This is a genomic window from Streptomyces longwoodensis, from assembly GCF_001514125.1.
GTDB lineage: Bacteria > Actinomycetota > Actinomycetes > Streptomycetales > Streptomycetaceae > Streptomyces > Streptomyces longwoodensis.
On record NZ_KQ948553.1, the window covers coordinates 98,068 to 123,049 of the forward strand.

The window sequence follows — 24,982 nt, forward strand, 5'->3', positions numbered from 1 at the left end:
GTCACGGCCGTTGACCGGGGGGTGCCCGCACCCTTCAGGGGGACTTCTTGTCCGCTTCCGCTCTCGTCACCGGTCGCCGTCTCGCCGCTGCCGTCCTCGCAGCCGGCGCTCTCATCTCGGTGGCCGCGCTGCCGGCGTCCGCCGACGACCACTCCCGCGCGCCGCGCCACCGCGTGGAGATCTCGGCCGTCCAGTACAACTCCCCCGGCCCGGACGACCGCTCCAACCGCTCACTGAACAGGGAGTGGGTGGAGGTCACCAACACCGCCCGACACGGGATCAACCTCGACGGCTGGACCCTCGAGGACGAGGACGGCCACACCTACACCTTCAACGACTACCGCCTGGCCGGCCGCGCCACCGTCCGCATCCACACCGGAGTCGGCCGCGACAACCGCACCGACCTCTACCAGGACCGCCGCAACTACGTGTGGGACAACCGCTCCGACACCGCCACCCTGCGCAACGACCACGGCCGCTTCATCGACAAGGTCTCCTGGGGCTACGACCGCGACCGCGGCGACCGGGACAACCGCGGGGACCGGGGCGACCGCGGCAACCGCGGGGACTGGGACGACCGCGGCAACCGCGGCGACAACCGCCGCTGACACCACAACCGGGTACAGGCGGCATGCCGCCCGCACCCGGTGACCAAACTGCGGCGCGTCCGGCCCCTTAGGCCTGGCGCGCCGTCGTCACGACGGCTGGCACGGCGCCCCGTCAGGTGTTCGGGCGGCCCGGGTCCCGGCCGCCGTCCCCGCGACCAGGCGACCGCCGAGTGCGGCGACTTCGGGTGGTTCTCCTGCTTCCGCGAGCGGCCCCTTGGACTTCATCGGGCGAGGGTGACCGTGACCGGCACGTTGGAGCAGCGGCTCAGGATGTCCGTCAGGGCGGCCGCTTCTGCCTCGTCGGCGGACAGGCGCCAGCGGAGTTTGTCGGCGATCCAGTCGGTGGCGTACTGGCAGCGGTAGCCCTCGGCCGGGGGCATCCATGTGGTCGGGTCCTGGTCTGCCTTCGACCGGTTCGACGCGGCCGACACCGCGATCAGTGCGCGGTCGTCGCCCAAGTCGTTGGCGTACGCCTCGCGTTCGGCGGCCGACCACCTGGAGGCGCCAGAGTCCCAGGCCTCTGCAAGCGGGACCAGGTGGTCAATGTCCAGCCCGGTCGGGCCCTGGATGTAGCGGTCGTCGTACGGCGAGTACCACCGGCCACCGGTCAGGGCGCAGCGCGGCCCCTGCTCGGGTGAGATGACGGCCTCCGCCTTGAGGACCTCGGCGCGGGTGCTGCAGCCGTCCCGGTCCGCGTCGACCCAGTGCTTGAACGCCGAGCGCTCGTAGCCGGTGCGGTCCTCGCCGGCCACCAGGATCTGCGTCAGGGCCTCGCGCACGGGCAGGGTGATGCTCTGGCCGGGATCGCGGTGCGGGACGTGGGCCGGGGCGGCGTGGGCGGCGGCGGGCAGCAGTACGGCCGCGAGGGCGGCGGCGGCCGTGAAGGTACGGGCGAAGAGCACGAGCGTGTCCTTCCGGAGATCACCGACTGGTCGGGATCTTCGTAGCTGCCCCGCACAGCGACCCGCCCGAAGACGGCAGCGCCTCTACCCGATCGAGGGGTAAGTGCGATGGTCGGCAAGGCGAAAGGGGTGCAGCGCATGGCGTGGGACATGGTGGTTGGTGACGCCGCTGGGCACATGCCGGCTGTCGGTGCCGCACACATCGGTCCGACCGTCTGCAACCATCCTGGGCCACGGCATATGCCAAAGAGCTGGCCGAGCCGCCAACCGCCGTGAGCTGCTGCTTAACTGGAGAGGTAGAGAGCCGAGCGCGCCACCGGGGGGCCAGTGGAGAGATACCCGCTCGAATCGCCATATCCGCGCACGATGACGACCTTGACGCGAGTTGCAGTACGTTTTACAGCAGAACTCGGAATTGGGGTCGGCCTTTCCATATTTTCACTATTTGCTTCGTCACCTATTCCGCCCGTAGCCACCGCCGTGGCAGGCACAATCTGCATCGCAAAGGGCCTAACCACAGTAGTCGACTACTATCTCCAGAAGTCGCTTAAAGCGGGGGTAGACGAACTGCTGTCCATTGGGTTTGACGCCCCGGAGTCGATGCCCTGGGACGTTGAGCCGCGGCTGCCACGGGAGAGCAGTCAGGCGCGGGCCCTTGCGATTGCAGCAGAAGAAATTGAGCGGGAAGAGTGGGAATTCGCTCAAGAAATGCTGATCGACGATTCCCCGGTTGATGCCACACCGGAAGAGATTGTTCCCGCTGCCGCTGAGACCGTACAGGGGTTGACCCACATGTTCCTTGCTCTCGGCCCACCGGGCCAAGCAGCAGGCGACCAGCCACACAACACTGCGGGGCCGCACGGCGGTGTCGATCTGGGGCCGGGGGGCTGAGATGGCGGATGAAATTCGAGCACCCGAAGAACTCGCCCTTTCCTATGCCAAGGAGTGGGCTCAGCTCCCTCCCGCCCATTTGCGTGTGGCACTGAAGCAACTAGAACCGATGATGGTGCGCCAGCATGAACTCATGGTCGCTCGCGATCGACGCCGCCACGTATTGGACATGATCGCGCTGTGCGGAGGAACGCTCATTTCCGTCTGCTCCGTTGCTGCCGCTTTTTACTTCGGACTAGAGAACGATTACGTGATGGCAGGCATCATGGTGAGCCCTAGCGTTCTCGCCATGGCAAAGCTCTTGGTGCTCCGCCAAAGCGATGCAAAGGATTCACGGGCCGCTGGCGCCGCGCTTAACGCGGCAACCCAACTACCGCCACCGCCGTAACGGCTGCGACGGAAAGGCAATTCGAGACTTCGGAGCACCGCCCAGTTTGACGTGGTCCCCCAGCCTCGGGCGTGCCCGGCCACAGGCTGATATGCGGCGCCACGGGCGTAGCGCTCCACCGTGGTCCCGGCCCGACGGGTTCCGAGGCTGTGGGGCGGCGTCAGCTGCCCTGCCCAGGCGTCGTCTTGCGGCGCGCCCCGCGCGCGGGCGTGCGCCGCGCCCGTCCGCTCGCCTCAGCTTCGACACCCTCATCAGGCACAGGCGCTTCGTCGGCTCGCTGCACAGCCTCGGGTGTCTCGTCGCGGCTGGCGGTGTCAGGGGGCGAACCGAGCGCGTCGGATGGACGGTACGGCTGATCGTCGACCAGTGCACCGGCCAGCAGGTGCTCCGGGACGTCGGCGAACTGGTCCTCTGGCACACAGAACTGGTCGTGAGAGCACGTGTTCACGCGGGCGTCCTGACTGACCGCCCACCGCGCGAACTCGGTCCGCAAGGCGGAGGCCGGCTTCACCTTGATCAGCATCACGTCGAGATCCTCACTGCCGCCGCCTCACAGCACGCCGTCTCGATCACGGACGTGCGCTCGGCCAGGACATAACGGTCGTTCAGGCGAGTGTCGATGGACTGCGCCTCGGTGGTCGGGTTGATGTCGAGCGGCCCCCGTCGCACCCGCACTGGGCCGGTCACGTACAACCACAGCTCGCCAGCGGGCGCTTGCGTGCAGGTTGCACCCCCCACGTTCGCGGCGTAACCGGCGCCGAAGACGACGCCGTTGCCCATCAGCGTCTGGGGGCAACCAGTGCTGGAGGTAGGAGCGGTGACGACGTTGCAGCAGCCGAGCAGGGCCGCCGCCCCCGCCGGCACGTGGAGAAGCCCCTTGCCTCCGTACTGCTCGGCGAGCCAGCCTTCCAGCACCGCGATGCCTTGGGCGACCTGGAGGGGGCCCGCCGCGGGGGTGAGGTCGTTGCTGGCGGCCATGGTGCACAGCGCGTTCACCATGAAGTGCTCCTCCAGAGCGCGCTGCTCGCCCATGCGGAGCGTTTCCGTGGCGTGGGCGACCGCCTCGTCCTGGGTCATGCCGAACGTGGAGCAGGTGGCGCCGGCGTACACGGTCACCGGGTCGAACTCGCACAGCCCGGGCCGGTCGAACGTCTTGCTCGCCGGGTTGGGGGTGGGGGGAGGCGGGCAGTCCCGCTGCCAGGTGTGCGCTGCGGTGCACGACAGCGGCACCATCTGCGTCCCGTTCAGCTCGTGCAGATCGTCGGCGTCGATGACGTCGACGCACCTGCCCAGGAGACCGAAAGGACTGGGAGTGCCGCGGATTGCGCTCACGGTCTTGGAGAGCCCTGCCATCTGCCTCACGTCCTCTCAGTGCGCCGGCAGCCCCGGCCGGGCAGAGGCCCGGGGCTGCGATCGGAGCGGCTTGGTCAGGCGGTCGGGCAGACGGGGGTCTTGCGCGGGCCGACGGAGCCGTCGGCGCACACCGGGATCGTGACGCGGCGCGCCTCGGGACCGCGGTAGATGAGCGCGTTGCACGACTCGAACCACAGCGCCGTGTGGTCGTTCGTTGCCATCAGGGTGCTGTCGTGGACGACGCCGAGGTTGACCTCGGGGCCACGGCCCATCTGGAAAGCGCCGGCCGGGTACAGCAGCACCTCGATGGTGTCCGGCCAGTCCGTGGCCGGCGTGACGGCACCGATCTGCGTGGGCACCGCGGGCGGGATGTTCTTCACCCAGTTCACGCGGACGCCGATCTCGGCGAACTTGTCCTCGATGCAGCGGGCGGGCAGGTCACAGATCTGCGAGCCGCTCCTGCGCGCGATGTCGGCGAGGAACATGTTCCTGGCCCACCACGGCATCGCCACTTCCAGGTTAATGCGGTCGCACAGGTGCCACCGCTCGACCATGTCGGCGACCTGGAGGGCGAGCGCGCCGTACACGGCGGTGAAGCTGGCGAAGCTCGGCGCGGTGGTGACGGGGGTGGCCTTCGCGCGGGCCTGCGCGTACATGGCGCCCTTGAGGCGCATCTCGTAGGCGACCATCGCGCGCCGGATGTAGAAGGTGTTCAGCTCCGGGAAGAACCGCTGGCTGAGGATGCCGGACTGCACGCAGACGCCGTACGCGGTGCAGCGCACCTCGACCGGGTCGACGCACGGGATCTTGAAGCAGGGCTTCGTCGGGTCTCCGTCGACGGCGCTGATGTCGTCGGCCTCGGTCCACTCCCACGACATCGCGTTGATGTCGAGCTCCGGCGTCATGTAGTAGCGCAGCCCGCCCCGGGACAGGGACACCTCCGGGAGGTCCCACAGGTTGTCCGGGCACGAGTACTCGACGAAGTCGTAGATCGTTTCGCTGGGCGCACACCATCCGCCGCTCGCGACGAGGTCACCGCCCTTGAGGCGCCGCTGGTCGGAGGCGGTGAGCACCGTCATGGTGCCTTCCTCGACCGAGCCGGCGTCGTTGACGATGAGGTCCTTCGCGAACGGCAGCTGGTAGCTGGCCGCGAGGGCCTTCCCGCCGTTCGCGACGAGGCCGGCGACGCGCGTCACGGACTCGGTGAGCCCGTCCATGTCGAGGGTGGAGCCGAGCGTCGACCCGGGCACCTCCGCCGACGCGGTGATCGTGATACCGGTGCCGCCGTTGCGGGGAACGATCTGCCGCGGCGCGTGCTGCCGCACCAGGCCGAGGGACAGCCGCGGCTTCGGCACCACGACACCCGCCGAGGCCGTGACCGGCTCCTCGCCGCCCGGCTCGGCGGCGGGGTCCTCATCGCCGGCCGGGGGCTCCACGGTGGTGTCGGTGTCGGCGGCGAGCTGCTGCGGCGCGGCGGGGGCGTGGTCGTCGAGGCCGATCTCCGCCGCGAGCGTGTCGAGTTCGGCGAGGGCGTCCTGCACCTGCGACAGCCGCGCCGTCCGCTCGGCCTCCATCGCCTTGATGCCGGCCGCGAGGGCGCGCACGGCGGGCATGGACTCCAGGTCCAGGTCGGGGTTGGTGCGCATCGCCTGGAACGCCTCGCGCGCCGCCGCGATCTGCGTGTCCAGGTCCTCGGCGGACAGGGTGGCGATGTCGTCCGGCAGCTCGTACGGCTGGTCGGCCATGAGTGACTCCTGTGTGATTCGCAGGAGCCAGGCCCTAAACCATCCGGCTGAAAGGGCATATTAGCTGCCCACACGGCCGGGCCGGGCCCTTGTGCAGGGCGAACGGCCTGGCCGCGCGGGCAGGGTCAGGCGGTGTCGTCGTCCGCGGGCGCGGCTTCGGTCGCTTCGGTCGCTTTCACCGGCTCGCCGTCGGGGGCGGGTTCGGCTGGCTCGGGCGCCGGGTCCGGGTTGGGGTCGATCACGCTGCCCGGGTAGTTCCCGTTTACCGTGCGGGCCTTCGCCACGTCGTGGGTCTGGAACACGACCGCGCCGTCACCTCCGTTGAGGATCACCCGGTACAGCGTGGCCGGGACCCGGCCGCCGGACGCGCTAACGGTCGTCTTGTTCTTCGAGCAGCCGCACATCAGCTGGCCCCCACCTCACGGACCTCGCGGCCCGCGACCTTGTTGGCGACGGCCTGCGCGGTCGCCTTGTACGGGGTCGGCCCGAAGACGCGCCGCCCGCCCTCGACGACCTCGTACTGTGCGGTCTTCGCGCCGGTCGTCTGGCGCTTGCTTCCGCAGTTGCATCCCATGGTCAGTTCCCTCCGGTGGTGGCGGTGGTGGGCTCGTCGAGGAGAGTGGCGAGCTGCTCGGCTTCGGCGCGGGCGGCGGCCCGCTCGCTGAGGCGCCGCTCGAGGGCGGCCGCAAGCCCGTCGAGAGCGTCGGGGTCGGCGAGCACCGTGGCGAGCGCGCCCACGTCGGTGGCCGGCGACTCGACTGTCCGCTCGTGCACCGGCTCGGGGCCGGTGTCGGCCGTAGCGGGTTCCTCGAGGGCCGCCGCGGCGGCGGTGATCGCGATGTTCGACCGGTCGATGACGGCGGCGACCTGCTCCAGGCCCGGCTGCTGCGCCGACGCGGCGAGCCGCGACGGATGCCCGGGACTCGGCACGGACAGGACGGCCTTCAACTGCCAGCTGCCGTCCCGGGCCTGCGTCATGTGGTAGCTGGGCTGGCAGGCCCGGTACACGAGGCTGTCCCACGCCGACAGCCACTCGCCGGCCGCCCCGGAAAACCACATGCCGCGCTCGTTGATGCCGACCGTGACCACGGCGCCAACGGTGCGGGAGTCGTCGAACTGGCAGACGTCAGTCTCGCACTCGAAGCCGTCGCGGTGGTGGCCGACGTTCATCGTCATCGGGCCGACCGCGACGGTGCTGCCGTCGTCGAGCTGGAGCTTCGTCCGCAGGAAGTACGAGGTGTCGATGCCGCGCTTGGCGAGCTTCTCGATGGTGACCTTCCGGCCGTGCAGCTCGTGCGGCACACCGGCCTGCGCGACCCAGCCGTAGGCGCGGCCGTCGACGACGTGGACGCCGCCGCTGTCCGGGGGGAGTTCCTCCTCGGTGGGCTCCCGGAACCAGGCGGCGGGGAACGGCTCGCGGGCCTGGACGACGCGCAGCGCCGACGCGACGAGTTGCGCGCCGTGCTGCTCGTAGCGGGCGTCGAGGGCTTCGACGGCGGCGCGCTGTTCGTCGGTCAGTTCGCTGCTGGCCGCGATGTCGCCTTCGGGGAGGGTGGACGCGCCGACGTACTGGCCGCGCGCGATCCGCACGATCCGCCCCGCTTCCAGGGCGCGCGCGAAGTGCGAGTGCACCGCGGCCGGGTCTAGGCCGAGCGCTTCGGACACCTCCCGCGCGGTGACCGGGGTCGGGCTGGAGCACACGTACGCCACGACCTGGTCGTGCTCGTCCCCCGAGGCGGCGGCCACGGCGGGCGCGGACGCCATCTGCTCGGGCGGGTCGAGGACGATGCGGGCGTCCGCGAACGCGGGGATGCTGACGAGGGTCGCGCCCCGCACCCGCGCGTCGGTGATCCGCAGCAGGTAGTCGCCGGCGGTCTCCTCGTGGACGACGACACCGTCCTCGGGGTCGGGGTCGTCCGCGGCGGCGGTGAGCTGCGCGCCGAACACCTGCCGGGCGGTGGCGCGGGAGATCGCACCCCCGCTGCTGGTGAACACGCTGATGGTGCGCGTGGAGTGGGTGAGCTCCACCCCGGACGCGGTCACCTCGGGCCGGGTCTGGGCGGTGATCTGCCAGGCGCCGTCGTCGAGGCGGATGATGCTCGCCGACGCGAACGACGCCGCCAGCATCAGCGGCTCGTCCTCGTCGTCGCCGTCGGTGGCGGTGTTGTCGACGACTTGGATACTCACGTCGTCCAGGTCGACGCTCACGCCGAGCGCGGCGGGCGGCTGCTGGTCGAGGAGCGAGCACACCTCCCACCCGGCCTCCGTCGTCGGGTACATGGGGCCGCGGCCGGTGAGGCGGTCGCCGTCCCGGCCGAGTTCGGCTATCGCGCCGGCGAGCCGGGCGCCTTCGTGGGCTTGCCCCAGCCGGTCGGCGTAGTTGAGGGGCCACGGGCCGGTGTCCCAGCGCAGCGCGCCCTCCGCGAAGATCCTGCCGTCTCCGGTGCGGCGGCCTTCGTAGGCGAGCGCGCTGTCGTCGGGGGTGGTCCAGGTGCGTACGGGCGGCGGCGCCGGTTCGACCGCCTCGGCCTGAATGCTGTCTGCCATCGGTTCCTCCTGGGCGAGGGCGAGCGGGATGTCGACGTGCTCGCCGGCGAACGCGACCCGCAGCCGGTCGAAGCGGATCGGCCCGACCCGGTCGATCAGGTCCGCGAACCGGTCGGTGTCCGCGCTGTAGATCGCGGTGACGTGCGGGTGCCACGACGAGTGCTGGTCGGGGATCTCCGGGAGCGGCTCCAGCGCGTCGAACACGGCGTAGGCGGCCGCGTACCGCATGTCCTGCAAGGTGAGGGCGTCCGGGTCGCGGTTGTCGCGGTCGTCGCCGACGGACCACACCCACACGGGTTCGTCGCCGTGCGGGTTCCAGTGGGCGGCGCCGAAGACGTGCGCGGCGATCGGCGCGGTCTGCGCGTAGTCCGTCACCGACTCGGCGAGCGACACCCGCTGCTCGCTGGACCAGTCGTCGGCGTCGCCGAGGAACATCAGCGTGCAGTGGAGTTCGTCGGCGAGTTCCCCGTCTTCGAGGGCCAGGCGCTGCGCGTCCTCTTCGGCGGGGATGAGCGCGATCATCGCGCCGGTGTGGGTGGTGGCCGCCGCGGTCAAGGTGGGGGCGGGGCGGCGGTCGGCGGGCCCGACCAGCAGGCTCGCGGGCAGGCCCATGCGGTCTCCGATCTGCCTGCGCACCCTGTCGGCCTTCGATTCGGAGACGCTGGGGCGCGGGCGGTCCTTCACTCCTACGGATGCGGTGCGCTGCTCGGGTGCCAATCGAAGGACGCACCGGCAGTTGACGGTGAGCGCGGCCGGGGCGAGGGGGTCGCCGGGGTAGCGCATCGGGAGGCCGCCGACGGTGAACGCCTCGTCGACCAGGCGCAGCGCCCCGTCGACGTCGTTGTGGGCGTGCCGCACCCGCGCGTCGTGCCGGGTCACCCACTGCTTCACCAGCGGCCGGTCAGGGGCGGTCAGCGCCTGCCCTGCGGCGAGGGTGGCGGCGTTCCAGGCGCGAGTGGCTTCGGTGCGGGCGATGCGTTCCTCCCGCATCTCCCCCAGCTCGGCTCCCTCGCGGGAGAACGCTTCACGCAGCCGCGCCCGCAGCGCGGGTATGTCCTCGCCGGCGTCGAGGCCGGCCGCCAGTTCGGCGACCGCCGCGGCGGTGAGCCGGTCCCCGACGGCGCGGAGCAGGTGCTCGGTGTCGGTGACGTACGAGCCGAGCGACGCCGGTAGCTCGTCGCCCTGGTCGTGCCGCTCGGGGAGGTCGGTCCAGCCGTCGGGGAGGGTCTGCCCGCTGTCGGTGGCGGCCTGCTGGGCTGCTTGCTCGGCGACGCCGAGGAGGCGCCGCACGAGGCGCGGCATCCGGGCACGCCACATGCGGCCGATCGCGGACAGGGAGAACCGGGCGGCGACGATCTCCATGGCCGTGGCGAGTTCCCTGCTGATCTCGGCGGCGACCTCGTCGAGGACCTGGCGGACTTCGTCGGCTACGTCCTGCTCGGCCTGGTCGAGGCGGGCCGCAAGGTCAGGCCGGGCCATCGGGCACCTCCCGCCGCGGGTTGGGGCACGGGTCCGGGAGCGGGATCACGGTGACGGTGGCCTTCCCCCGGTACGAGATGTGGTCACTGCCGTCCATGTGCACGGTGACGTCGCTGATGCGGGTCGCGGGCAGCACCCGCACGCCCTGGCAGTCCGGGCACAGGTCGACGTGGTCGACGCGTTCAGCCACGGCGGTCCTCCTGGTCGTCGGGGTCGTCGTGAACCTCGCACACGCTGACCTTGCTGATGCGGGTGACGCCGGTCGGGAACAGGCCGAGCACGTCCACCGAGACGCCTGTGTTGGCCTTGCAGCGGCCGCACCAGGCCGGGCGGCCCGGGCCGGCGACGACGGTCACGTTGACGCGCAGGCCGGCGCTCACGCGGCGAGCCCCAGGCACTTGGAGAACCGCAGCACGGCCTCGGTCTCGTCGTACTGGTGGGACTTGCGGGCGGCGATCAAGGCCCGCGTGTAGTCGTCGAGGGCGAGCACGAGGCAGGGGCCGTCGACGCCGTACCGCTCGGCGACCTCGGGGACGCGCACCCACACCCCATCGAGCAGGTGGTAGACGTCGATCATGTCCGGGTCGACCGGGTACACCGTGTGGAGCTCCCCGGCCTTGATCTCGCGGGCCCGGCCGCGTTCGCTGCGCGGGCACGGCGGCTTGTTCCGCAGCCGCTCCCCGGCGGTGACGAGGGCGGCCCAGATCAGGGCGTCAGCGGCGGCCAGGAGGCCGTCGGGGATGCGGGGGCCGGACGAGGCGGGCAGCGTGTCCGGGATGCTGGTGGTCTCGTCTACGGGCAGGTCGCTCACGTTGTCCTCGTTCTCCTCACCGGGGGGCGTGTCTTGCGCGTCGTCGTCGGCCGCCTGCTTGCGGCGGGCCTGCTCCTCCTGGGGGGTGGGGGCGTCGGCCTCGTCGAAGCCGGTCTCGCGGCGGGCGGCTTCGGCACTGATGAGGCCGGCCTGGAACGCCTCCAGCGCAGTCTGGGCGCGGTTGGCCTGCACGCGGAGCTTGCTGGTGTCGAACCAGACGATCCACTCGTTGGCGTCGTCGACGCCCTGCGCGCGGAGCATGGGGCGCAGCCACTGTGTGGTGAGGGCGTGGCACACGATCCGCAGCCGCGGTTCGACGCCGAGGCGGATCGCTTCGGCGGTGAGCGCCCACGCCCCCCAGTGGTTGACGTCGCCGAGGCCGAGGAGGATCTCCGCGGGGACTTCGAGGCCGTTGGCGAACCGGCGGATCGTCTCGTCGCGCAGCTGGATCGCCAGCTCGTCGAATGTCGACTCGAACGTCTGCCACCGGATGTCGCTGATCGACTCGGCGGGCACTTCCAGGATGATCGGGACGGTCGCGGCGGCCGAGTCGGGTTCGCGGATCGCGGTCGCGGCGACTTCCAGGAAGATCTGGATCAGGTCGTCCTCGGCGTCACCGGCCTGCCCGGGCTGAGTGGGGAAGCGGGTGCCCTTGGGGACGAGGAGGACACCGCGGCCGGTGATCCGGGACCGGGCGATCGCCGATATCGCCGCGTTCAGCAACTGCAACTGCTCCAGCAACTGGAGGCTGGCGCGCACGGGCGAGTCGGCTTCGATGTGCCGCCAGGGGGCGGGCTTCCACACGCGGATCGCGATGGGGTCGGTGGAGTCGGGGTCCATCGCCTCGTCGAGGGCGGGGATCTCGAGTTCTTCGCCGTCGACCTCCGCGACCAGGCTGCCGCCCTGTTCCTCGCGGACCTCCAGCGTGGACAGGACGTGCCACGAGTACGAGGTGTTCTCCCCGTCCGTGGCGTCGTCCTCGTCCTCGCTGAGGTCGTCGTCTTCGTCGCGGGGACGGATGACGATCCATCCCTCGCCGGCGGTCACGAGCTGCGGCCCGAAGTCGCCGAGGAGGTTCGACTGGCCGTCGGTGCCGCCTGCGATCTCGCGGACGATCTGCGTGGCCAGGTGCTCGTCGGGGGCGCGTTCCACGGTGTCGTCGTCGGTGCGGCGCCCCGCGTACAGGGTGGCGCCGGACATGGCGTTGCCGACCCACTCGCCGGCGAACCGCACCTCCGGGGTGTCACGGAACGCTTCCCAGGCGCCCGCCTGCCACTTCTCGTCGGGCTTGCGTCGGCGGCTGTTCGCCGAGGACGTCTTGACGCTGTACCGCGCGGCTGCCGCGCTCACCTCGCGGGGCATGGTCAGTGGCCCAGCGAGTCGTCGAACCGGTTGGCGAGGGCCTGCGCGCCGGCGACGGCGAACCACTCGATGCCGTGCACGAGCCAGGGCGCGTCACCCCAGCTGTCGGTGGCGAGGAGGTAGACGAGGAGCGTCAGGCCGGACAGCCAGAACCCGAAGCAGTAGATGCACGACACGAGCTGCACGATGAAGCCGCGCGCCCGGCTGTCGACCTTCTTCGCGTGCCAGAGGCCGAGGCGCTGCCGCGGGCCGTCGAGGATCGTGTCATGGACACCAAGTTGTGTCGCTCGGTACGCGGCGAAGCCGAGCAGTGCGAGCACGGGCAGAGAGATCACGGCCGCCTCCGGTGAAGATCCCCAGGTCAAGGACGGCGGCCATGGTACTTCGCACGAACTGCTGCGAAGTGCCGCGAAGTGCACGACAGCTCGGGAGGTCGTGCGGTCCCTGAGGGCGTCGGAGTACGACGGCTTGACCTCCATGTAGGTGCAGAAGTTCTCCGCACCCGGTGCAACCTCTGGGCCGAGGCCGCCGCTGGGACATGGAGGCGTTGTTCTTCGGGGACGTCCGCGACCAGATGGAGATGGTCGACCTGGACCTCGACGACTTCGAGAAGGTCTTCGCGGAGCTGGCCGAGATACCGGTGCACAGCGTGTTCCACGACCCGGCGGGGGTGCGCGGCTAGAACAGGGGCAGCGTGCCGAGCCCGCCATCATCAACACCCGCGACGAGCCGCACACCCTCCTGTCGGAGGCTGCTGGCCAGCGCCTTCTCGTTGTCCTCGAACTCAAGCTGATCTGCGGAAACGGGCAGGTCGACAATGTCGAGGGAGCCCGGGCACGACACGAGCGCGGTCCCGTACAGGCTCACGCGCTTCGGCGGGTCGTGGCGGGCCAGACGGCCCTTGCTGAGGCGTCCGGCGACCGGGCCGGCCGCGATGTGGCGGCCGCAGTCCTTGCACTCGATGCGCGGCAGTTTCACGCGGTCCAGTGTGCCCGCCGCGCAGGTCAGCGGGGGGCCTCGAAGTACTGGGAGGCCACCAGCGGCCAGCGAGGGAGCCCAGGACCCTTGTCCGGCAAGGCCAGGCAGTGCACTACGAGCCGGGTAGCCACTGATGTCGGAGGCCGCAGATAGGGTCTCCATTCGTGGGGGCGTTCAGTTCGGCTGCCGCGCTTTGTCCACAGGCCCGTCATTTAGATCACGGAAAGGCGATATACATGGGGCGCCCGGACGCAAGGGTGAAGGCAGCCATGATCGGACACTAATTCGCGATCAAGGGGTTTCATTAGCCCACCACCCAGGTAGGGTCTCGAAACCCCCAGAGAACACCCGTACGACAAGTCACTGCTTTGTATCTGGCCGTATGGGTATTCCTCTGGGGCATGACGCCCTGGTCGCCCTTCACGGGCAGTGCGGGGTGGGCCGCTTGGCCGAGCAGCCCACCCCTTGTTGATCTATCCACCTGTGCAGAGGAGAGATCTGGTGGAAGAACGTACCACCGAGGAACAGGAGTGCCCCGACAAGGGGTGTCCTAACCGGAATCCTCAGCCGATCGGCTGGCGGACTCGAATGGTGAACCGAGCGCGAACACACGGCCCTCTCGCCGTGATCATTTCGCAGGTGATCTATTACGGGCTGCGAGTGGCTGAGGAAGTGGCGAAGATCGTGAGCCACGGCGGATTCGGCGGAATCACGTAGAACCACGATCAGCCGGATTCCCCGCTTCGGCGGGGGCCGGCCTCGACGGGACCTCGGTGGGGCATGTCGCCCTGCCAGGTCTCGTCGACGCGTTGCGTCGGCTCGTGGGCGCTGCGCCGCGCTACTGCGAGGCCGGGCTGTGGCCACTGGTACAGGGCGATCCGCGTGGCGGTGTCGCCGCGCAGGTCGACCTCCACCTGGTAGCGCACTGTGCCATCCGCCCAGTCCTGGCGTGCGATCACGGAAGCGTGACGCCACTGCCCGCCGGACATCACCCGCAGCGCCGGCCGGTCGGTGCGGGGCCACGTCCACACCGTCGGCCGGGGCCCGTCCTGGGGTCGCCAGGGGCGGGCGGGTTCGGCGTCGGGGATGCTGCTCACACCCCCGATGTTGCCTCACTGGCCCGGGGGGCGCGCGGGCAGGTCAGCGGATGCGCTGGGAGTACGGGGAAGCCGGCCGGTTGCCGGTGGGCTGGGGGGCCGTCGGCAGGGGTGCGTGGGCGATCGCCCCGGCGTTGGCTTCGGGGATCAGGCCGTACACGAGGACGCAGGAGGCGTCGATGCGGCCGGGGCTGTCGGGGTCGGTGGGCTGCCAGGTCGCCCACTCGCGCTCCAGGTCGGGGAACACCCCCCGCAGCCGGACCTTGTCCTGCACCATCTGCTGCGCGATCGGCTCCGCGCGCAGCAGCTTGCCCTGCTTGGCGCGCACGGGGTGGATCGCGGGCATGAGGACGTTCTTCGGGATCTCCCCGTCCCGCTGGAGCGTCTCCCACGACGTGCGGATGGCCAGCACACACATGTCGCGGCCGAAGTTCCACTCCACGTAGATGATCGACGCGTTCGTGCGGTGGGCGAGGCGGCACGCGGCGGTGGACCACTCGGCCGAGGACATCGGCGCGGAGACGTCGTCGGTGACCCACACGCGGCCGTCGTCGCCGAGGAACCCGCCGATGACGCCCGCGGTGTCCCGGCCGCCGCCCGAGGGGTCGATGCTGACGGCGATCTTCTGCGGCTCCACCGGTGTGCCGGTGTCGCGGAGCAGGCGCAGCAGTTCCTCGGACACGAGCGCTCCCTCTGCGGGCTGGGGGTCGCCCTGGTACAGGGCGTGCCAGTCCCGGACGATCGACGTGGTCTTCTTCTGCGCCCACCAGGCGCGCAGCCGCGCCGTGTCGCGGGTGGGGATCTTCGGGTGCGGCAGGGGCTCGCCGGGCTCCCGGCCGAGCGGGTCGGGCCCGAACTTGGGGTCGGCGACCGCGGGGAGGTGGATTACCTTCCACCGGCCGCCTTCCTCGATCCGCCCCTCTTCCTCGAGGCGCCGGCCGGCGAAGTCGTCCGGGTGCCATCGGGTCTGGATCGCGACGACAGCGCTGCGGTCGGGCTGGAGGCGGGACAGGGCGGCCGAGGAGTACCAGTCGTGCAGGGCACGCCGTGCGGCTTCCGACTCGGCGTCCGCGCGGTCCTTGTGCGGGTCGTCGATGATCAGCAGGTTCACGTCGAAACCCGTGAGACCCTTCCCCACCGACACGGACCGGCAGCCGCCGCCCTTCGTGACCTCCCAGTCCTGCATCGCACCGGAGCCCGGCTTCAGACGCAGGTCCCACTCGTCGCCGAACTCTTCGACGTAGCCGCGGATCCTCTTGCCCCGGCGCAGCGCCAGGTCGTCGCCGTACGACGTGACGGCGACCTTGTCCCGGCCGAACATGCACAGCCACCAGAACGGAAACCACTCCGCGACGCACGTGGACTTCCCGACCTGGGGCGGGGTCAGGATCAGCAGCCGGTCGACGTCGCCCTGGGCGACCTCGGCGAGCGCCTGGCCGATCAGCTTGAGGTGCGGCCGCATCCGGAACCGGCGGTCGAGGCCGCGGGCGAGCGTCACCGGGTCGCGCAGCAGGTCCGCGCTCATCGCCCGGCGCGCGGCCTCCAGCTGCCGGTACACCTCCTCGTCGTCCAGGTGCTCCAGCTCGTCCACGGCCGTCGTCACAGCGCTACGCCTCCTCGTCGTCGTCGGGGTCGTCTTCGTCGTCGCCGCCCTCGACCGCGCGGATCCTCTGGTTCACCGACGCGGCCAGCTCCCCGAGCCGGGCACGCCGCTGCTCCGGGGCCATCTGCGCGAACTCCTCGAAGTGCTTCGCCAACGCGGTCGAGCCTTCGCCGGTGACGGCGATCGTCTGCGTGGGGTCGCCGAAAAGGACGCGCCGGTGCCGCATCGCGACGTCCATCAGCCGGATGAAGTCGCCGGGCGACAGTTCCTCGGGGCGGAGCGTCTGGAGCCGGCCGACGAGCTTGCCGACCGCCGCGCCGAGGATCTTCGCGTCGTTCTCGGCGGCCTTGCGGCGCTCCTCCAGCCACATGGCCTCGTACTGGCGGTCCAGGTGCCGGTCGTACGCCTCGACGCGCTCCCGCCACCGGAACCAGGCCGCCAGGTTCCTCACGTGCCCGTACGCGAGTGTCAGCCTCTGCGCTGCTTCTGTCAGGGTGCGGGTGCGGCCGAGGTCCCGGTAGGTGGCGAACTGACCGTGTTTGTGGGCTGACTCCCCGGGCTGGCGTTCCCAGGGGTCCAGGGTGGGGTCGAGGGTGATGGGCTGGCGTGTGCTCATGTGGCCCGTGCCTCCCTGTTCACGGTGCGGTCGTACCGGTAGTGCCACAGGGGTCCGTCGTCGCCTGGGTTCAGGGCGCGGACGTACATGAGTCGGTCGCCGTCGGGGTTGCGGAGTTCGTAGGTGTGGGGCGGGTTCCAGGGGTCGCCGGGGATGGCGAGGAGCCGGCCGTCGGCTGGGCCGCCTACGAACTGGACGCCGACGCCGCTCATGCCGGGTCGCTCGGGGTGTGGTTGGGTCCGGACAGGTACTCACCCGCCAGGCGTTCGAGGAGCTTCCAGCCCTGCCCCTGCTCGATCTCGCCGCGTCCCTCTGCTGCGGCTATCGCCTTGTTCAGGGTGACGGCGGCCGGGGCGGGGAGTGTGCGGGCTCCGAGGACGGTCTCCAGGCCGACGTTCCCCGAGTGGAGGTGGGTGCCGTCGGGGGCGGTGTAGCCGTCGGCGAGTTCGTCGAGGTGGCGTTCGACGATCGCGAGGATGGCGTGGAGTGCGGTGGCGACGTTGCCGACCTTGTGGGCGGCGTGGGTGGACGCGAGCGTGTCCAGGGTCCGCTCGTAGTCGGCGCGTGCGGCCAGCCAGGACTCGTTCTGGCCGACGCGGGCCTGGTCGAACGCTTCGCGGGCGGCTTCGAGCTCGGACGGCAGGAAGATCAGGGACACGGTGGCGAAGTCGAGGTTCGCTTCCGAGAGGCCCTCGGGGCTGACTTCGGCGAGGAGCTGGAGCTGTGCGTCGTCCAGGCCCGAGTAGGCGCGCCAGTCGACGTCGTCGAGTTCGTCGTAGAGCTGCTTGAGGGTGGCGGGGTCGTCCTCGCCTGCGATGGCGTTGTGGGACAGCTGGATCGCGACGAGCTGCTGCCGGGTGAGCTGCTCCTCGATGAGCATGCAGTCGATCTCGGTGAGGCCGGCTTCCGCTGCGGCCTTGGTGCGGTGGTTCCCGGACAGGATCAGCTCCTGGCCCTCCGCGTACTCGCCGCCGTTGTAGATCAGCGGGGTGGAGGTGAGGCAGCCGTCGCGGCGGATGTTCTCGACGAGGCGGTCCCACTCCTCCTTCCGCATGAAGCGGGCGTTCACCTCAAGGGGGGTGAGGGTGCGCGGGTCGCGGCGGACGAGGCGGGGCCGGAACAGCGGGGTGGTGGTGTCGGTCGTCATCGCAGGTCCTTGCCGTGCTTGGTCTTCCACAGGGACAGGGCGTCGTCCAAGTCGTAGGCGCCGAGGGGGCCGCCGTACTGGAGCTGGTAGCGGTGGATCCCGTCGCCGGGGTCCTTGCTGCTGGCTTCGGTGCGTTTCTGGAGCTTCACGCCAGGGATGCCGCGCCCGTACTTCGCGCTGTTGGGTCGGTCGGTGAACGCGGTGGTGGCCCAGCCGTCGATGCGCTTGGAGAGGCTGCGCTGGATGAGGACCTGCGCCTCCTTCGTGGAAGCGGCCATCACGATGAGCTTGGCGAGGCGCCGGTAGCGGGTCCACGACACGGGGAAGTCCGACATGAGGTAGGCGGTGTTGGGGTCGAACTTCGGCGGCAGGTACGCGAACGCGCCGATCAGCTTGCCGTCGACGGCGACGCCGCACGCGATGAGCGGGCTGCCGGGCTTGATCGACTTGGACATGAACTGGGAGCGGATGCCCGCGAACTGGCCGCCGGTGAGGACGTGGAGGCTCATGCGGTCGCCGAGCGGCTCGTCGGGGCCGATCTTCGGCATAGGGATCGCCTCGACGGGCTGGCGGGGGCGGACGATGCGGCGGGGCCCGGCGGCGGCGTACACGTAGATCGGCAGGCCGCGGTTCGCGGTCTGGACGACGCCGGCGAGGCGGTCGCGCAGCTCGGGGCGTTCGATGTGCAGGCCGAGGACCCAGTTGGGCCGGTCCTGGACCTGCTCGATGATGCGTTCCTTGCCGTCCTCGGTGAGGTCGTCGAACGACGGCTCGGGCCAGTGGAACGCGGCGTCGATGGACGCGAACTGCGCCTGGTAATCCTTCGCGTAGAACGGGGGGAACATCACCACCGGGGCGTCGGGGGGCACCTCCTGGTCGAGGTAGTCGCGGACGTCGCCGGCGTAGAACGAGCCCAGCTTGGTTTCCAGGGCGCGGAGCTTGGTGGCGGTCTTCTCGTGCATCCGCGCCCATTGGTCGCGGGTGGCGTCCATCATCCGCCGGTAGTAGGCGCCGTCCTTACCGACGTACTGGAGGAAGCGGGTGCCCAGCATCAGCGTCGCCATGAGGTCGGCGCGGTCTTCCAGGTACGGGTGGAGCCAGCCGAGGGTGTCCTCGTACTCCTCGCGGAGGGTGAAGTTGAGCGGGTCGCCGGCGAGGTACCAGCCGAGAGCGCACGAGTACGCCTGGATGTCGTTGCCGTGGACGCGCCGCTGGTCGCCGAACCGGGCGTGGAGGACGCGTTCGATGGTGAAGTTGCCCGAGCATCCGACGTAGATGTCGTCGCCGGGCCAGGTCCCGGCGTGCTCGTAGATGATCGACCGCAGGGGCGCGGGTATCGATCCGTGGAACATGGGCCGCTCCAATGAAGTCCGTGGCGCAGGCCCGGGGTGCAACCTGCGGGTTTGGCCCATTGTGAGTGGTCTTGGGGGGTGCGAAGGGCCCCTCACCGGGGGCGTGGCGAGGGGCCCTGCATCGTGGAGCGCCGGCCAGGGCTTGCACCTGGATCGCCCGACTGGAAGTCGGGCCGTGTTACTTACTACGCACCAGCGCGGGGTGGCCGTGAAGCGATCGGCCGCTTCGGACGTTAGAGGCCGAGCCCATGGGGGATCAAGAACGAAACAATGGCCGGGTTAAGCGTGCTGCGGCGGACGCTTGCTTTACTTACGTGATCGCTGCCGTCGCAGCATCAAGGAAGCGATCCCGGTGGCCAATGTCAGGATGAACGCGCCGCTCGTTACAACCAGCAACCAGACAGGCGTACCCGCCCCGGCAGCGACCCCTAGGCCAGTGGTGCAGGTGGCACTGAAGACGGCCAAAGACCGCGGGCTGAGGGACACAATCCAAACTGGGGTTACCGGTGCCTCGGTGTCGTCACGGGCCTCGGCTGCGGCTTTGGCCGCGGCCATGATCTTGGTGGTGGCCCGCGCGCCGCGCAAGGACAGCCCGATGGCGAACTTCATGCCGTCGATCCAGCGCAGCAGTCTCCCGCGCTTTGGCCCCTTGAGCATCGGCCACAGCTCCGCTCGCCACGACTGGTACAGCTCGGAGCGGTAGGCCTTGGGCACCTGGATGCGGGCGAGCTGGAGCACGACGAACGGGATGCGCAGCGGCACCTTACGCAGGAGCGCCATCGTCGTCTCGTAGATGACCGCGGCGACGATCGCGCAGATCATCGCGACCGTCCACCCGTTGACGTCGTGGCCGATGAAGGTGCCGCCGTGGACTTCGACGCCGGGCGCGGCGGCCGCGGGCAGGAGGGAAATGGTCACCGGGCTCACCGCCCCATCAGGGCGGAGGCGAGCGCACCGTTGACGACTACGAGGAAGCTGCCAGCGATGCAGCCCGGGGTCACGCGCCAGGTGGGCTGCCAGCCGGGGCGCCAGGCGGGCGACTTCGCCGGGGGGCGGACGGCGTTGCTGTAGTCGACGAGCGCGGCGTGTGCCGCGACGGCGCCCTTGCCGGTCATCTGGAAGTAGCGGCGGGCGGGCCGCCGTTCGGCCTTGGCGACCTCGGGATCCTCGGACTCCTGCGTGATCCAGTCTTCCGCCTCCATGCGGGCGAGCGCCGGGTACAGGGAGCCGCTGCCGATGCCGGCGGCCTTCATGATCTCCGTGGCGAACAACTTCGCTTCGGGATCTTCTAGGAACGTCTGGATGATCCGCACCATCGCGGGTGTCAGATGCTTTTGGTCCATACAGCGAGGCTACACCTTCTTTCTGTCCGATAGAAGCAGTCCTATCGGACCGAAAGGAGCGCAGCCCAGTGGCCGTTTCGGGCTGGGAGCAGGGAGGGTCGGGGCCACCTCAGCCTTGCCAGCAGGCGACGGCCGCGACGCGCGGGGACCGTTCGGCCTCCGCGATGATCTCCGCCATGGACAGGTCCTTGCGGAAGCGGTGCCCGATCTTCTGCTCGATGCCGGCGAGGCGGGCGGCGGGCTCCGGGTTGAGCTGCGCGGACAGGACGAGCGCCGGCCGGGACGCGAGGACGCAGAACATGCACGACAGGCGGGGCATCCCGGCGAGGTAGGCGGGGTGCTTGCGCCGCCCGGAGGTCTCGACGGCCATCCACACGTCCAGCTCCGACCAGGCGTGCACCGGGTACCAGACGTCGACGTGCCGCAGGGTGTTCGAGGCGCCCCAGCCGGGGCCCACGCCCTTCGGTACCGGCTGCTTGCGCGCCTTGTACTTCTCGGCCTTGGCCCGCTTGGGCACGCACGTCTCGCAGGGGCAGGTCCAGGCGCCTTCGTGGGAGAACGCGAGGAGCTTGCGGCGGGCCGGTGACTCCTCGGCGCGCAGGCCCATGACGTTGAGGATGCGGACGCGGCCGGTGTGCCCGGCGTCGAGGGCTTCCTGGACGAGGCGGGTCATCAGGGTGCGGACGGGGCCTCGCTTGAAGTCGGAGGTGCACCACCGGTTGTCGGCGTCGGGGAACATGCCGCGTTCCTCGATCCGGTCGATGAGGTCGCCGCCCTTCCTCGCGACGACCTCGAACCGCAGGCCGTACGCGGCGGCGTGCTCGGCGGCCAGCTCGCGGGTGCCTTCCCACTCGGCGGAGCCCAAGTCAGCGTGGACGCACACGATGCGGTCGGCGACGCCGGCCGCGCGGGCGTGCTGCACGAGTTCGTGCAGCATCGCGATGGAGTCCTTGCCGCCCGACAGGTTCGCAATGATCCACGTGTACGACGCCAGGTCGGGGACCTCGGTGCCGAAGCCGGGCAGGTCGAACGCCAGTTGAGCGGTGGGCATCGCGGACCTTCCTGGGGGTGGTGGGGTGGTGGAAGCCGGCCGGTTGAGGGCTTGGACGCCGCATGGACGTCCGGGGAGCTTCCGCGTGGAGTGGGGTGAAGCAGAGGGGGGTGAGGTGCTTAGATCGGCAGTGAGGGCCGGGGAGCGCTGCCTGCTCCCCGGCCCTCGCCTGTGCTGTTACGCGCGGGTGGCGGAGTGGCCGCGCGGCGACTCCTCGACCGGGGCGGGCGGCCAGGCGCCCATCTCCTTCAAGTGGTCGTGGACGGTGACGCCCCGGTGGGGGGTCCAGCCGCACGCGCAGTACGGAGCGATCCCGACCATGGGCGGGACGACCGGCCGGTGGTCACCGTTGCACGTGGCGCAGTCGTGGTCGGGGTCCTCCATCGGGTGCGTGGCCAGGTCCCGGCCGCTCGGCCGCGCGTGCGCGTGGGCCGCCTGGTCCTCCTGGTCCTCCGGGGCGGTCTCGGGCGCGGCGAGGACGTGGATGGCGGAGGCGGTGCCGCCCGGGCGGGGGCCGGAGCAGATGTACTCGCCCCACTCGTCGTTCACGCGCTTCCCGGTCCTGTCCCAGATGAGCAGCCGCTGGCACTGGGCGCAGGGCCCGGCGTCCTCCCCCGGTGTACCGGTCGGCCGGTCGGCCGGGGCGGGAGCCGGGGTCTCGCGGTCGGGGTTGTCGGGCAGGTCGACGCGGAGCGTGCCGATCAGGTCGGGGACCTCCTTCCAGTCGGCGGCGAGCAGGCCGGCCGTGCCCCGGTTGAAGTGGAGCATGTCCAGCAGGACGTCGCGGACGCGGGCGCGAGCACTCTCGCTGAGCCTGTCGCGGGTGGCGTCGTTGAACTTCCACAGCTGCGTATCGCCGTCGTGGATCGCGGTCGGGGTGCCGCCGTTGATGCTGAGGGCGGTCGCGGTGGGCAGCTCGTCCCAGATGACGTGGGCGATGAGCAGCAGGCCGCGGTCGAGGACCTCGCGGCGGGCCTTGGCCGCGTCGCGGTAGGCGTCCTCGAAGTACTCGCTGTAGAAGCCGGTGTCCGGCATGGGTGGGTTCCTTCTCTCGGTGGGCGGGGCTAGTTGGCGGGCAGGTCGGTGCACGGCCAGAACGCGGTCAGCGTGTCGGTGATGTAGGCGAGGGCGTCCGGCTCGTTCTCGAAGCAGGCGTCCGCGTCCTCGAGGCCGTGCGCGCACCGCGCGTGGAGGACGCCGGTGCTGATGGTCTGGAGCGTGACCGGCTGGTCGGCGGTGATGACGAACGTGGCGCCGCTGCCTTCGATGTCGTGGCAGTGGTAGCGGGCGGGGGTGTCGTCGTCAGCGGGCACGACCTGGTGGAGGACGGCCGCGCCGCGGCCGGTGAGGACCAGGGTCGTGGCGGAGGTGACCTCGACCGCGTACGGCGGGGCGGGCTCCAGTCCGGCCGCGGCGCGCTTGGCGGCAACCTGGGCGGCTTCGCGGCGTCGCCGGCGGGCGATCTCCAGGAACGCGAGGCCGATCGTCTCGCGGCGGCTGGGGCCGGTGGCGTAGACGCGGCGCTCGCCTTCGGTGGCGCGGGCCTCCCAGGTGTCGGGCTCGTCGGGCTTGAGGTAGACCGCCAGTTCCTGGTTGGGGCCGTGCAGGTGGGCGGGGAGGTCGTCGGGGTAGCTGCCGGGCACGGTGAACAGGTAGCCGAGCAGGCCGAAGGGGGGCGGGAAGCGGCCAGCGCCGTAGATCACGAGGTGCACGTCGGGCAGGTCGGTGGTCAACGGGGTCTCCGATCGGGAGGGGTGGGGCCGGGGGCGCTGCCTGCCCCCGGCCGTAGGGGCGGGGGTCAGGCGGCCAGCGCGGCCAGGTGGGCGACCGCGTGAGCCAGGGAGTAGGCGCCGGTCACGGTGACGCCGGTGGGGGTGCCGACCAGGTCGGTCTGCTCGGCGGGCACGATGAGGTGCTTCTCCCCTAGCCCGAGGGCGGCCGCCACGGGCTGTTCGATGTCGCGCACGGTGCGGACTGTCCCGTCGAGGCCGAGTTCACCGATCAGCACCACGCGCTGGGTGATGTCGGCGGGGAGCAGCCCGACCGCTTCGAGGGCGACGGCCGCCGTGGCGAGGTCGGCGGCGGGCCCGCCCGAGCGGATGACCAGCCAGTCCGCGGTGATGTCGAGCGACCCGGTCGGCAGGGTGTAGCCGCTGTTGATGATGGCGGCGCGGATGCGGTCGCGGGTCTCGCGCGCGTAGGTGTCCCTGGTGCCGGTGATGTCGATGCGCGGGGTGGCCGCGGGCGCGAAGATCCCGCTGATCACGCGGAGGCCTTCGGGGGTGGGGAACCGGGTGTGGGCCACCTTCCGCTGGCCGGTCCCGTTGGCCGGGGCGGGAGCTCCGGGCAGGCGGACCAGGCGGTAGGGCAGGCCCTGGGGGGCGATCGGCCAGCGGGCGGCGCCGGCCATGCCGCCGAACGGCATGACGTCGGCGAGGATGCCGTCGACCTCGTCGGCGACCTCGTCGGGCAGGCCCTGACCCGCGCTGGTCGGGGCGTGCCAGATGGGGAGGCCTTCGGCGTCCTGGACCTCGTGCAGGTCCCGGCACTTGGCGTTGATGACGAGCGTCGCGGCCTGCGGCAGGTGGCCGCGGACCAGGTGGCCGATGTACGCGGTGGCCTTCGCGTACAGGTCGAGGCGGGCGGCGGCCGCCGCGTCGTAGGCGGCCGCGTATGCCGTGCCGGGGTCGGTGGTGGTCACAGCGGTTGTCCTTCCGTTCGAGGGGGTCCAGGCGGTTCCTGGGCGGGCGGCACGTGCCAGGTGTTCGTGCCGCCTGCGCAGGGGCCGGGGGCGCTGCCTGCCCCCGGCCCGGCGCGGGGGTGGTCAGGACGCGGCGCGGTCGAACGTCTGGAGCAGGCGCACGGTCTCGGCGATGGTGGCCACGCAGTAGACGCTGACCTCGGGCACGTCGAATTCGTGCATGTTGGCTTCGGGCACGATCACGGTGGTGCAGCCGCTGGCGATGGCGGCGCGGGCGGCCGCGTTGATGTCGGCCACCAGCCGCACCCTGCCGCCCAGGCCCAGCCCGCCGACGAACGCGACCTCGTCCAGGGCGGCCGGGCGGTAGTGCCCGGCCGCGCCGAGGATGGCGCAGGCGATCGCGAGGTCATGCGAGGCGTCCAGCGGGCGGCCGGTGACGGTCTCGACGGTCACCGTAAGGCGGCCGGTGGGCCACGGGCAGCCGCCGTTGGTGATCGCGGCGCGGACGCGGTCCCTGGTCTCGCGGTCGTGGGCGACGCCGGTGAGGGCGAATGAGCCGAGGCCGGGGCTGACCGTCGCGTGGATCACGGCGGCGGCGTCGGAGGCGGCTCGCACCTGCGCGCGGCCGATGCGGGTGTCGGCGGGCCAGGCGACGCCGAGGCCGCGGTGGTCGGCGTCGACGACCACGCCCGTGCGGTACAGGGCGTCGCCCACCACGTAGTCCGGGGTGACGATGTCGTCGAGGACGTCGCCCGGGCGCGCATCGAGGACGGCGTACCGCAGGTTGAACGGGTTGCCGTCCTCGATGAGCGTGCCGGTGTCGATGACGCCGTTCCGGGCCGGGCGGGGGGCGCGGGGCCCGATGGCGTCGGCGGTCTTGGCGCACTCGGTGCAGTAGGCGACCGTGCCGCCCCATCCGTCGGTGCTGGGCCAGGTGTTGCCGCAGCTCGTGCAGCGCTTCGTGAGGGGGGTCGTGGTGGTCATCGGGTTCCTCTCGGTTCGTGCGTG

Annotated in this window: 29 protein-coding genes; 4 read left to right on the forward strand and 25 right to left on the reverse strand. The window is 71.0% G+C overall.

Features of this window, described 5'->3' with window-relative positions; all coding sequences use genetic code 11:
- Positions 1–47: 47 nt before the first annotated feature.
- Positions 48–608, forward strand: a complete 561-nt coding sequence (locus AQJ30_RS15405) for a lamin tail domain-containing protein (RefSeq protein WP_067233754.1) — start codon at positions 48–50, stop codon at positions 606–608.
- Between the two features lie 221 nt (positions 609–829).
- Here AQJ30_RS15405 and AQJ30_RS15410 read toward each other — a convergent pair whose 3' ends face one another.
- Positions 830–1,510, reverse strand: coding sequence for an HNH endonuclease family protein (locus AQJ30_RS15410; RefSeq protein ID WP_067233755.1), 681 nt, complete (start codon positions 1,508–1,510; stop codon positions 830–832).
- A 366-nt stretch (positions 1,511–1,876) separates the two neighbouring features.
- On the opposite strand from AQJ30_RS15410, the gene AQJ30_RS38430 reads away from it, so the two are divergent.
- Both AQJ30_RS38430 and AQJ30_RS38435 read left to right on the forward strand, forming a co-directional pair.
- The gene (locus tag AQJ30_RS38430) at positions 1,877–2,401 is read left to right on the forward strand and encodes a hypothetical protein (protein WP_159052332.1); all 525 of its coding nucleotides are present in this window, start codon (positions 1,877–1,879) and stop codon (positions 2,399–2,401) included.
- Position 2,402: 1 nt separating this feature from the next.
- Complete coding sequence (locus tag AQJ30_RS38435; RefSeq protein WP_159052333.1) at positions 2,403–2,789, forward strand: hypothetical protein; 387 nt, start codon at positions 2,403–2,405, stop codon at positions 2,787–2,789.
- A 160-nt stretch (positions 2,790–2,949) separates the two neighbouring features.
- On the opposite strand, the gene AQJ30_RS15415 is transcribed toward AQJ30_RS38435, so the two are convergent.
- The 10 genes from AQJ30_RS15415 to AQJ30_RS15455 form a co-directional block, all read right to left on the reverse strand.
- Positions 2,950–3,315 (reverse strand): hypothetical protein, encoded by a 366-nt coding sequence (locus tag AQJ30_RS15415; protein ID WP_067233757.1) that lies wholly within the window; start codon positions 3,313–3,315, stop codon positions 2,950–2,952.
- Positions 3,312–4,142, reverse strand: coding sequence for a hypothetical protein (locus tag AQJ30_RS15420; RefSeq protein ID WP_067233759.1), 831 nt, complete (start codon positions 4,140–4,142; stop codon positions 3,312–3,314). The genes AQJ30_RS15415 and AQJ30_RS15420 overlap by 4 nt, the downstream gene beginning before the upstream one ends.
- 74 nt (positions 4,143–4,216) lie before the next feature.
- Positions 4,217–5,887, reverse strand: a complete 1,671-nt coding sequence (locus AQJ30_RS15425; protein ID WP_067233761.1) for a major capsid protein — start codon at positions 5,885–5,887, stop codon at positions 4,217–4,219.
- 125 nt (positions 5,888–6,012) lie between these two features.
- A complete protein-coding gene (locus AQJ30_RS15430; RefSeq protein ID WP_159052334.1) occupies positions 6,013–6,219 on the reverse strand; it encodes a hypothetical protein in 207 nt (68 codons plus the stop codon).
- A 71-nt stretch (positions 6,220–6,290) separates the two neighbouring features.
- Positions 6,291–6,461, reverse strand: coding sequence for a hypothetical protein (locus AQJ30_RS38440; RefSeq protein WP_159052335.1), 171 nt, complete (start codon positions 6,459–6,461; stop codon positions 6,291–6,293).
- Between the two features lie 2 nt (positions 6,462–6,463).
- Entirely contained in the window at positions 6,464–9,913 is a 3,450-nt protein-coding gene (locus tag AQJ30_RS15435) for a phage minor head protein (protein ID WP_067233764.1), read from the reverse strand.
- Positions 9,900–10,103: a hypothetical protein gene (locus tag AQJ30_RS15440; RefSeq protein ID WP_067233766.1), complete on the reverse strand. Its 204-nt coding sequence runs from the start codon at positions 10,101–10,103 to the stop codon at positions 9,900–9,902. Before AQJ30_RS15440 ends, AQJ30_RS15435 begins: the two co-directional genes overlap by 14 nt.
- Complete coding sequence (locus AQJ30_RS15445; RefSeq protein WP_067233768.1) at positions 10,096–10,293, reverse strand: hypothetical protein; 198 nt, start codon at positions 10,291–10,293, stop codon at positions 10,096–10,098. The genes AQJ30_RS15440 and AQJ30_RS15445 overlap by 8 nt, the downstream gene beginning before the upstream one ends.
- Positions 10,290–12,074 carry a hypothetical protein gene (locus tag AQJ30_RS15450; protein WP_245726945.1) on the reverse strand — a complete coding sequence of 595 codons (1,785 nt, stop codon included), beginning with the start codon at positions 12,072–12,074 and terminating at the stop codon, positions 10,290–10,292. Before AQJ30_RS15450 ends, AQJ30_RS15445 begins: the two co-directional genes overlap by 4 nt.
- Positions 12,075–12,088: 14 nt before the next feature.
- Positions 12,089–12,421 carry a DUF1360 domain-containing protein gene (locus tag AQJ30_RS15455; protein ID WP_067233771.1) on the reverse strand — a complete coding sequence of 111 codons (333 nt, stop codon included), beginning with the start codon at positions 12,419–12,421 and terminating at the stop codon, positions 12,089–12,091.
- A gap of 170 nt (positions 12,422–12,591) precedes the next feature.
- Between AQJ30_RS15455 and AQJ30_RS38445 the strand changes: the two genes are divergently transcribed.
- Positions 12,592–12,768 carry a hypothetical protein gene (locus AQJ30_RS38445; protein WP_159052336.1) on the forward strand — a complete coding sequence of 59 codons (177 nt, stop codon included), beginning with the start codon at positions 12,592–12,594 and terminating at the stop codon, positions 12,766–12,768.
- On the opposite strand, the gene AQJ30_RS15460 is transcribed toward AQJ30_RS38445, so the two are convergent.
- From AQJ30_RS15460 to AQJ30_RS15525, 14 genes are all read right to left on the reverse strand, one after another.
- On the reverse strand, positions 12,765–13,064 hold the full coding sequence (locus AQJ30_RS15460; protein WP_067233773.1) for a hypothetical protein: 300 nt from the start codon (positions 13,062–13,064) through the stop codon (positions 12,765–12,767). The genes AQJ30_RS38445 and AQJ30_RS15460 overlap by 4 nt on opposite strands.
- Before the next feature lie 725 nt (positions 13,065–13,789).
- A complete protein-coding gene (locus tag AQJ30_RS15465; protein ID WP_067233775.1) occupies positions 13,790–14,161 on the reverse strand; it encodes a hypothetical protein in 372 nt (123 codons plus the stop codon).
- A 43-nt stretch (positions 14,162–14,204) separates the two neighbouring features.
- Complete coding sequence (locus AQJ30_RS15470) at positions 14,205–15,764, reverse strand: terminase large subunit domain-containing protein (protein ID WP_067233776.1); 1,560 nt, start codon at positions 15,762–15,764, stop codon at positions 14,205–14,207.
- A 4-nt stretch (positions 15,765–15,768) separates the two neighbouring features.
- Positions 15,769–16,380, reverse strand: coding sequence for a DEAD/DEAH box helicase family protein (locus AQJ30_RS15475; protein ID WP_067233778.1), 612 nt, complete (start codon positions 16,378–16,380; stop codon positions 15,769–15,771).
- Positions 16,377–16,592, reverse strand: a complete 216-nt coding sequence (locus tag AQJ30_RS15480; protein ID WP_067233779.1) for a hypothetical protein — start codon at positions 16,590–16,592, stop codon at positions 16,377–16,379. Before AQJ30_RS15480 ends, AQJ30_RS15475 begins: the two co-directional genes overlap by 4 nt.
- Entirely contained in the window at positions 16,589–17,527 is a 939-nt protein-coding gene (locus tag AQJ30_RS15485) for a ParB N-terminal domain-containing protein (RefSeq protein WP_067233781.1), read from the reverse strand. The genes AQJ30_RS15480 and AQJ30_RS15485 overlap by 4 nt, the downstream gene beginning before the upstream one ends.
- Positions 17,524–18,879 (reverse strand): putative antirestriction adenine methyltransferase, encoded by a 1,356-nt coding sequence (locus AQJ30_RS15490; RefSeq protein ID WP_067233782.1) that lies wholly within the window; start codon positions 18,877–18,879, stop codon positions 17,524–17,526. Before AQJ30_RS15490 ends, AQJ30_RS15485 begins: the two co-directional genes overlap by 4 nt.
- Before the next feature lie 306 nt (positions 18,880–19,185).
- A complete protein-coding gene (locus AQJ30_RS15495) occupies positions 19,186–19,797 on the reverse strand; it encodes a hypothetical protein (RefSeq protein ID WP_067233784.1) in 612 nt (203 codons plus the stop codon).
- A 5-nt stretch (positions 19,798–19,802) separates the two neighbouring features.
- Positions 19,803–20,222, reverse strand: coding sequence for a PadR family transcriptional regulator (locus AQJ30_RS15500; RefSeq protein ID WP_079084066.1), 420 nt, complete (start codon positions 20,220–20,222; stop codon positions 19,803–19,805).
- Between the two features lie 109 nt (positions 20,223–20,331).
- Complete coding sequence (locus AQJ30_RS15505) at positions 20,332–21,273, reverse strand: phosphoadenosine phosphosulfate reductase domain-containing protein (RefSeq protein WP_067233788.1); 942 nt, start codon at positions 21,271–21,273, stop codon at positions 20,332–20,334.
- 177 nt (positions 21,274–21,450) lie between these two features.
- Positions 21,451–22,308: a hypothetical protein gene (locus tag AQJ30_RS15510; protein WP_067233790.1), complete on the reverse strand. Its 858-nt coding sequence runs from the start codon at positions 22,306–22,308 to the stop codon at positions 21,451–21,453.
- A 29-nt stretch (positions 22,309–22,337) separates the two neighbouring features.
- Entirely contained in the window at positions 22,338–23,006 is a 669-nt protein-coding gene (locus AQJ30_RS15515) for a hypothetical protein (protein ID WP_067233791.1), read from the reverse strand.
- Positions 23,007–23,071: 65 nt separating this feature from the next.
- Positions 23,072–23,974, reverse strand: a complete 903-nt coding sequence (locus AQJ30_RS15520) for a magnesium chelatase domain-containing protein (RefSeq protein ID WP_067233793.1) — start codon at positions 23,972–23,974, stop codon at positions 23,072–23,074.
- Positions 23,975–24,097: 123 nt separating this feature from the next.
- On the reverse strand, positions 24,098–24,958 hold the full coding sequence (locus tag AQJ30_RS15525) for a magnesium chelatase domain-containing protein (protein ID WP_067233795.1): 861 nt from the start codon (positions 24,956–24,958) through the stop codon (positions 24,098–24,100).
- Positions 24,959–24,982 lie beyond the last annotated feature (24 nt).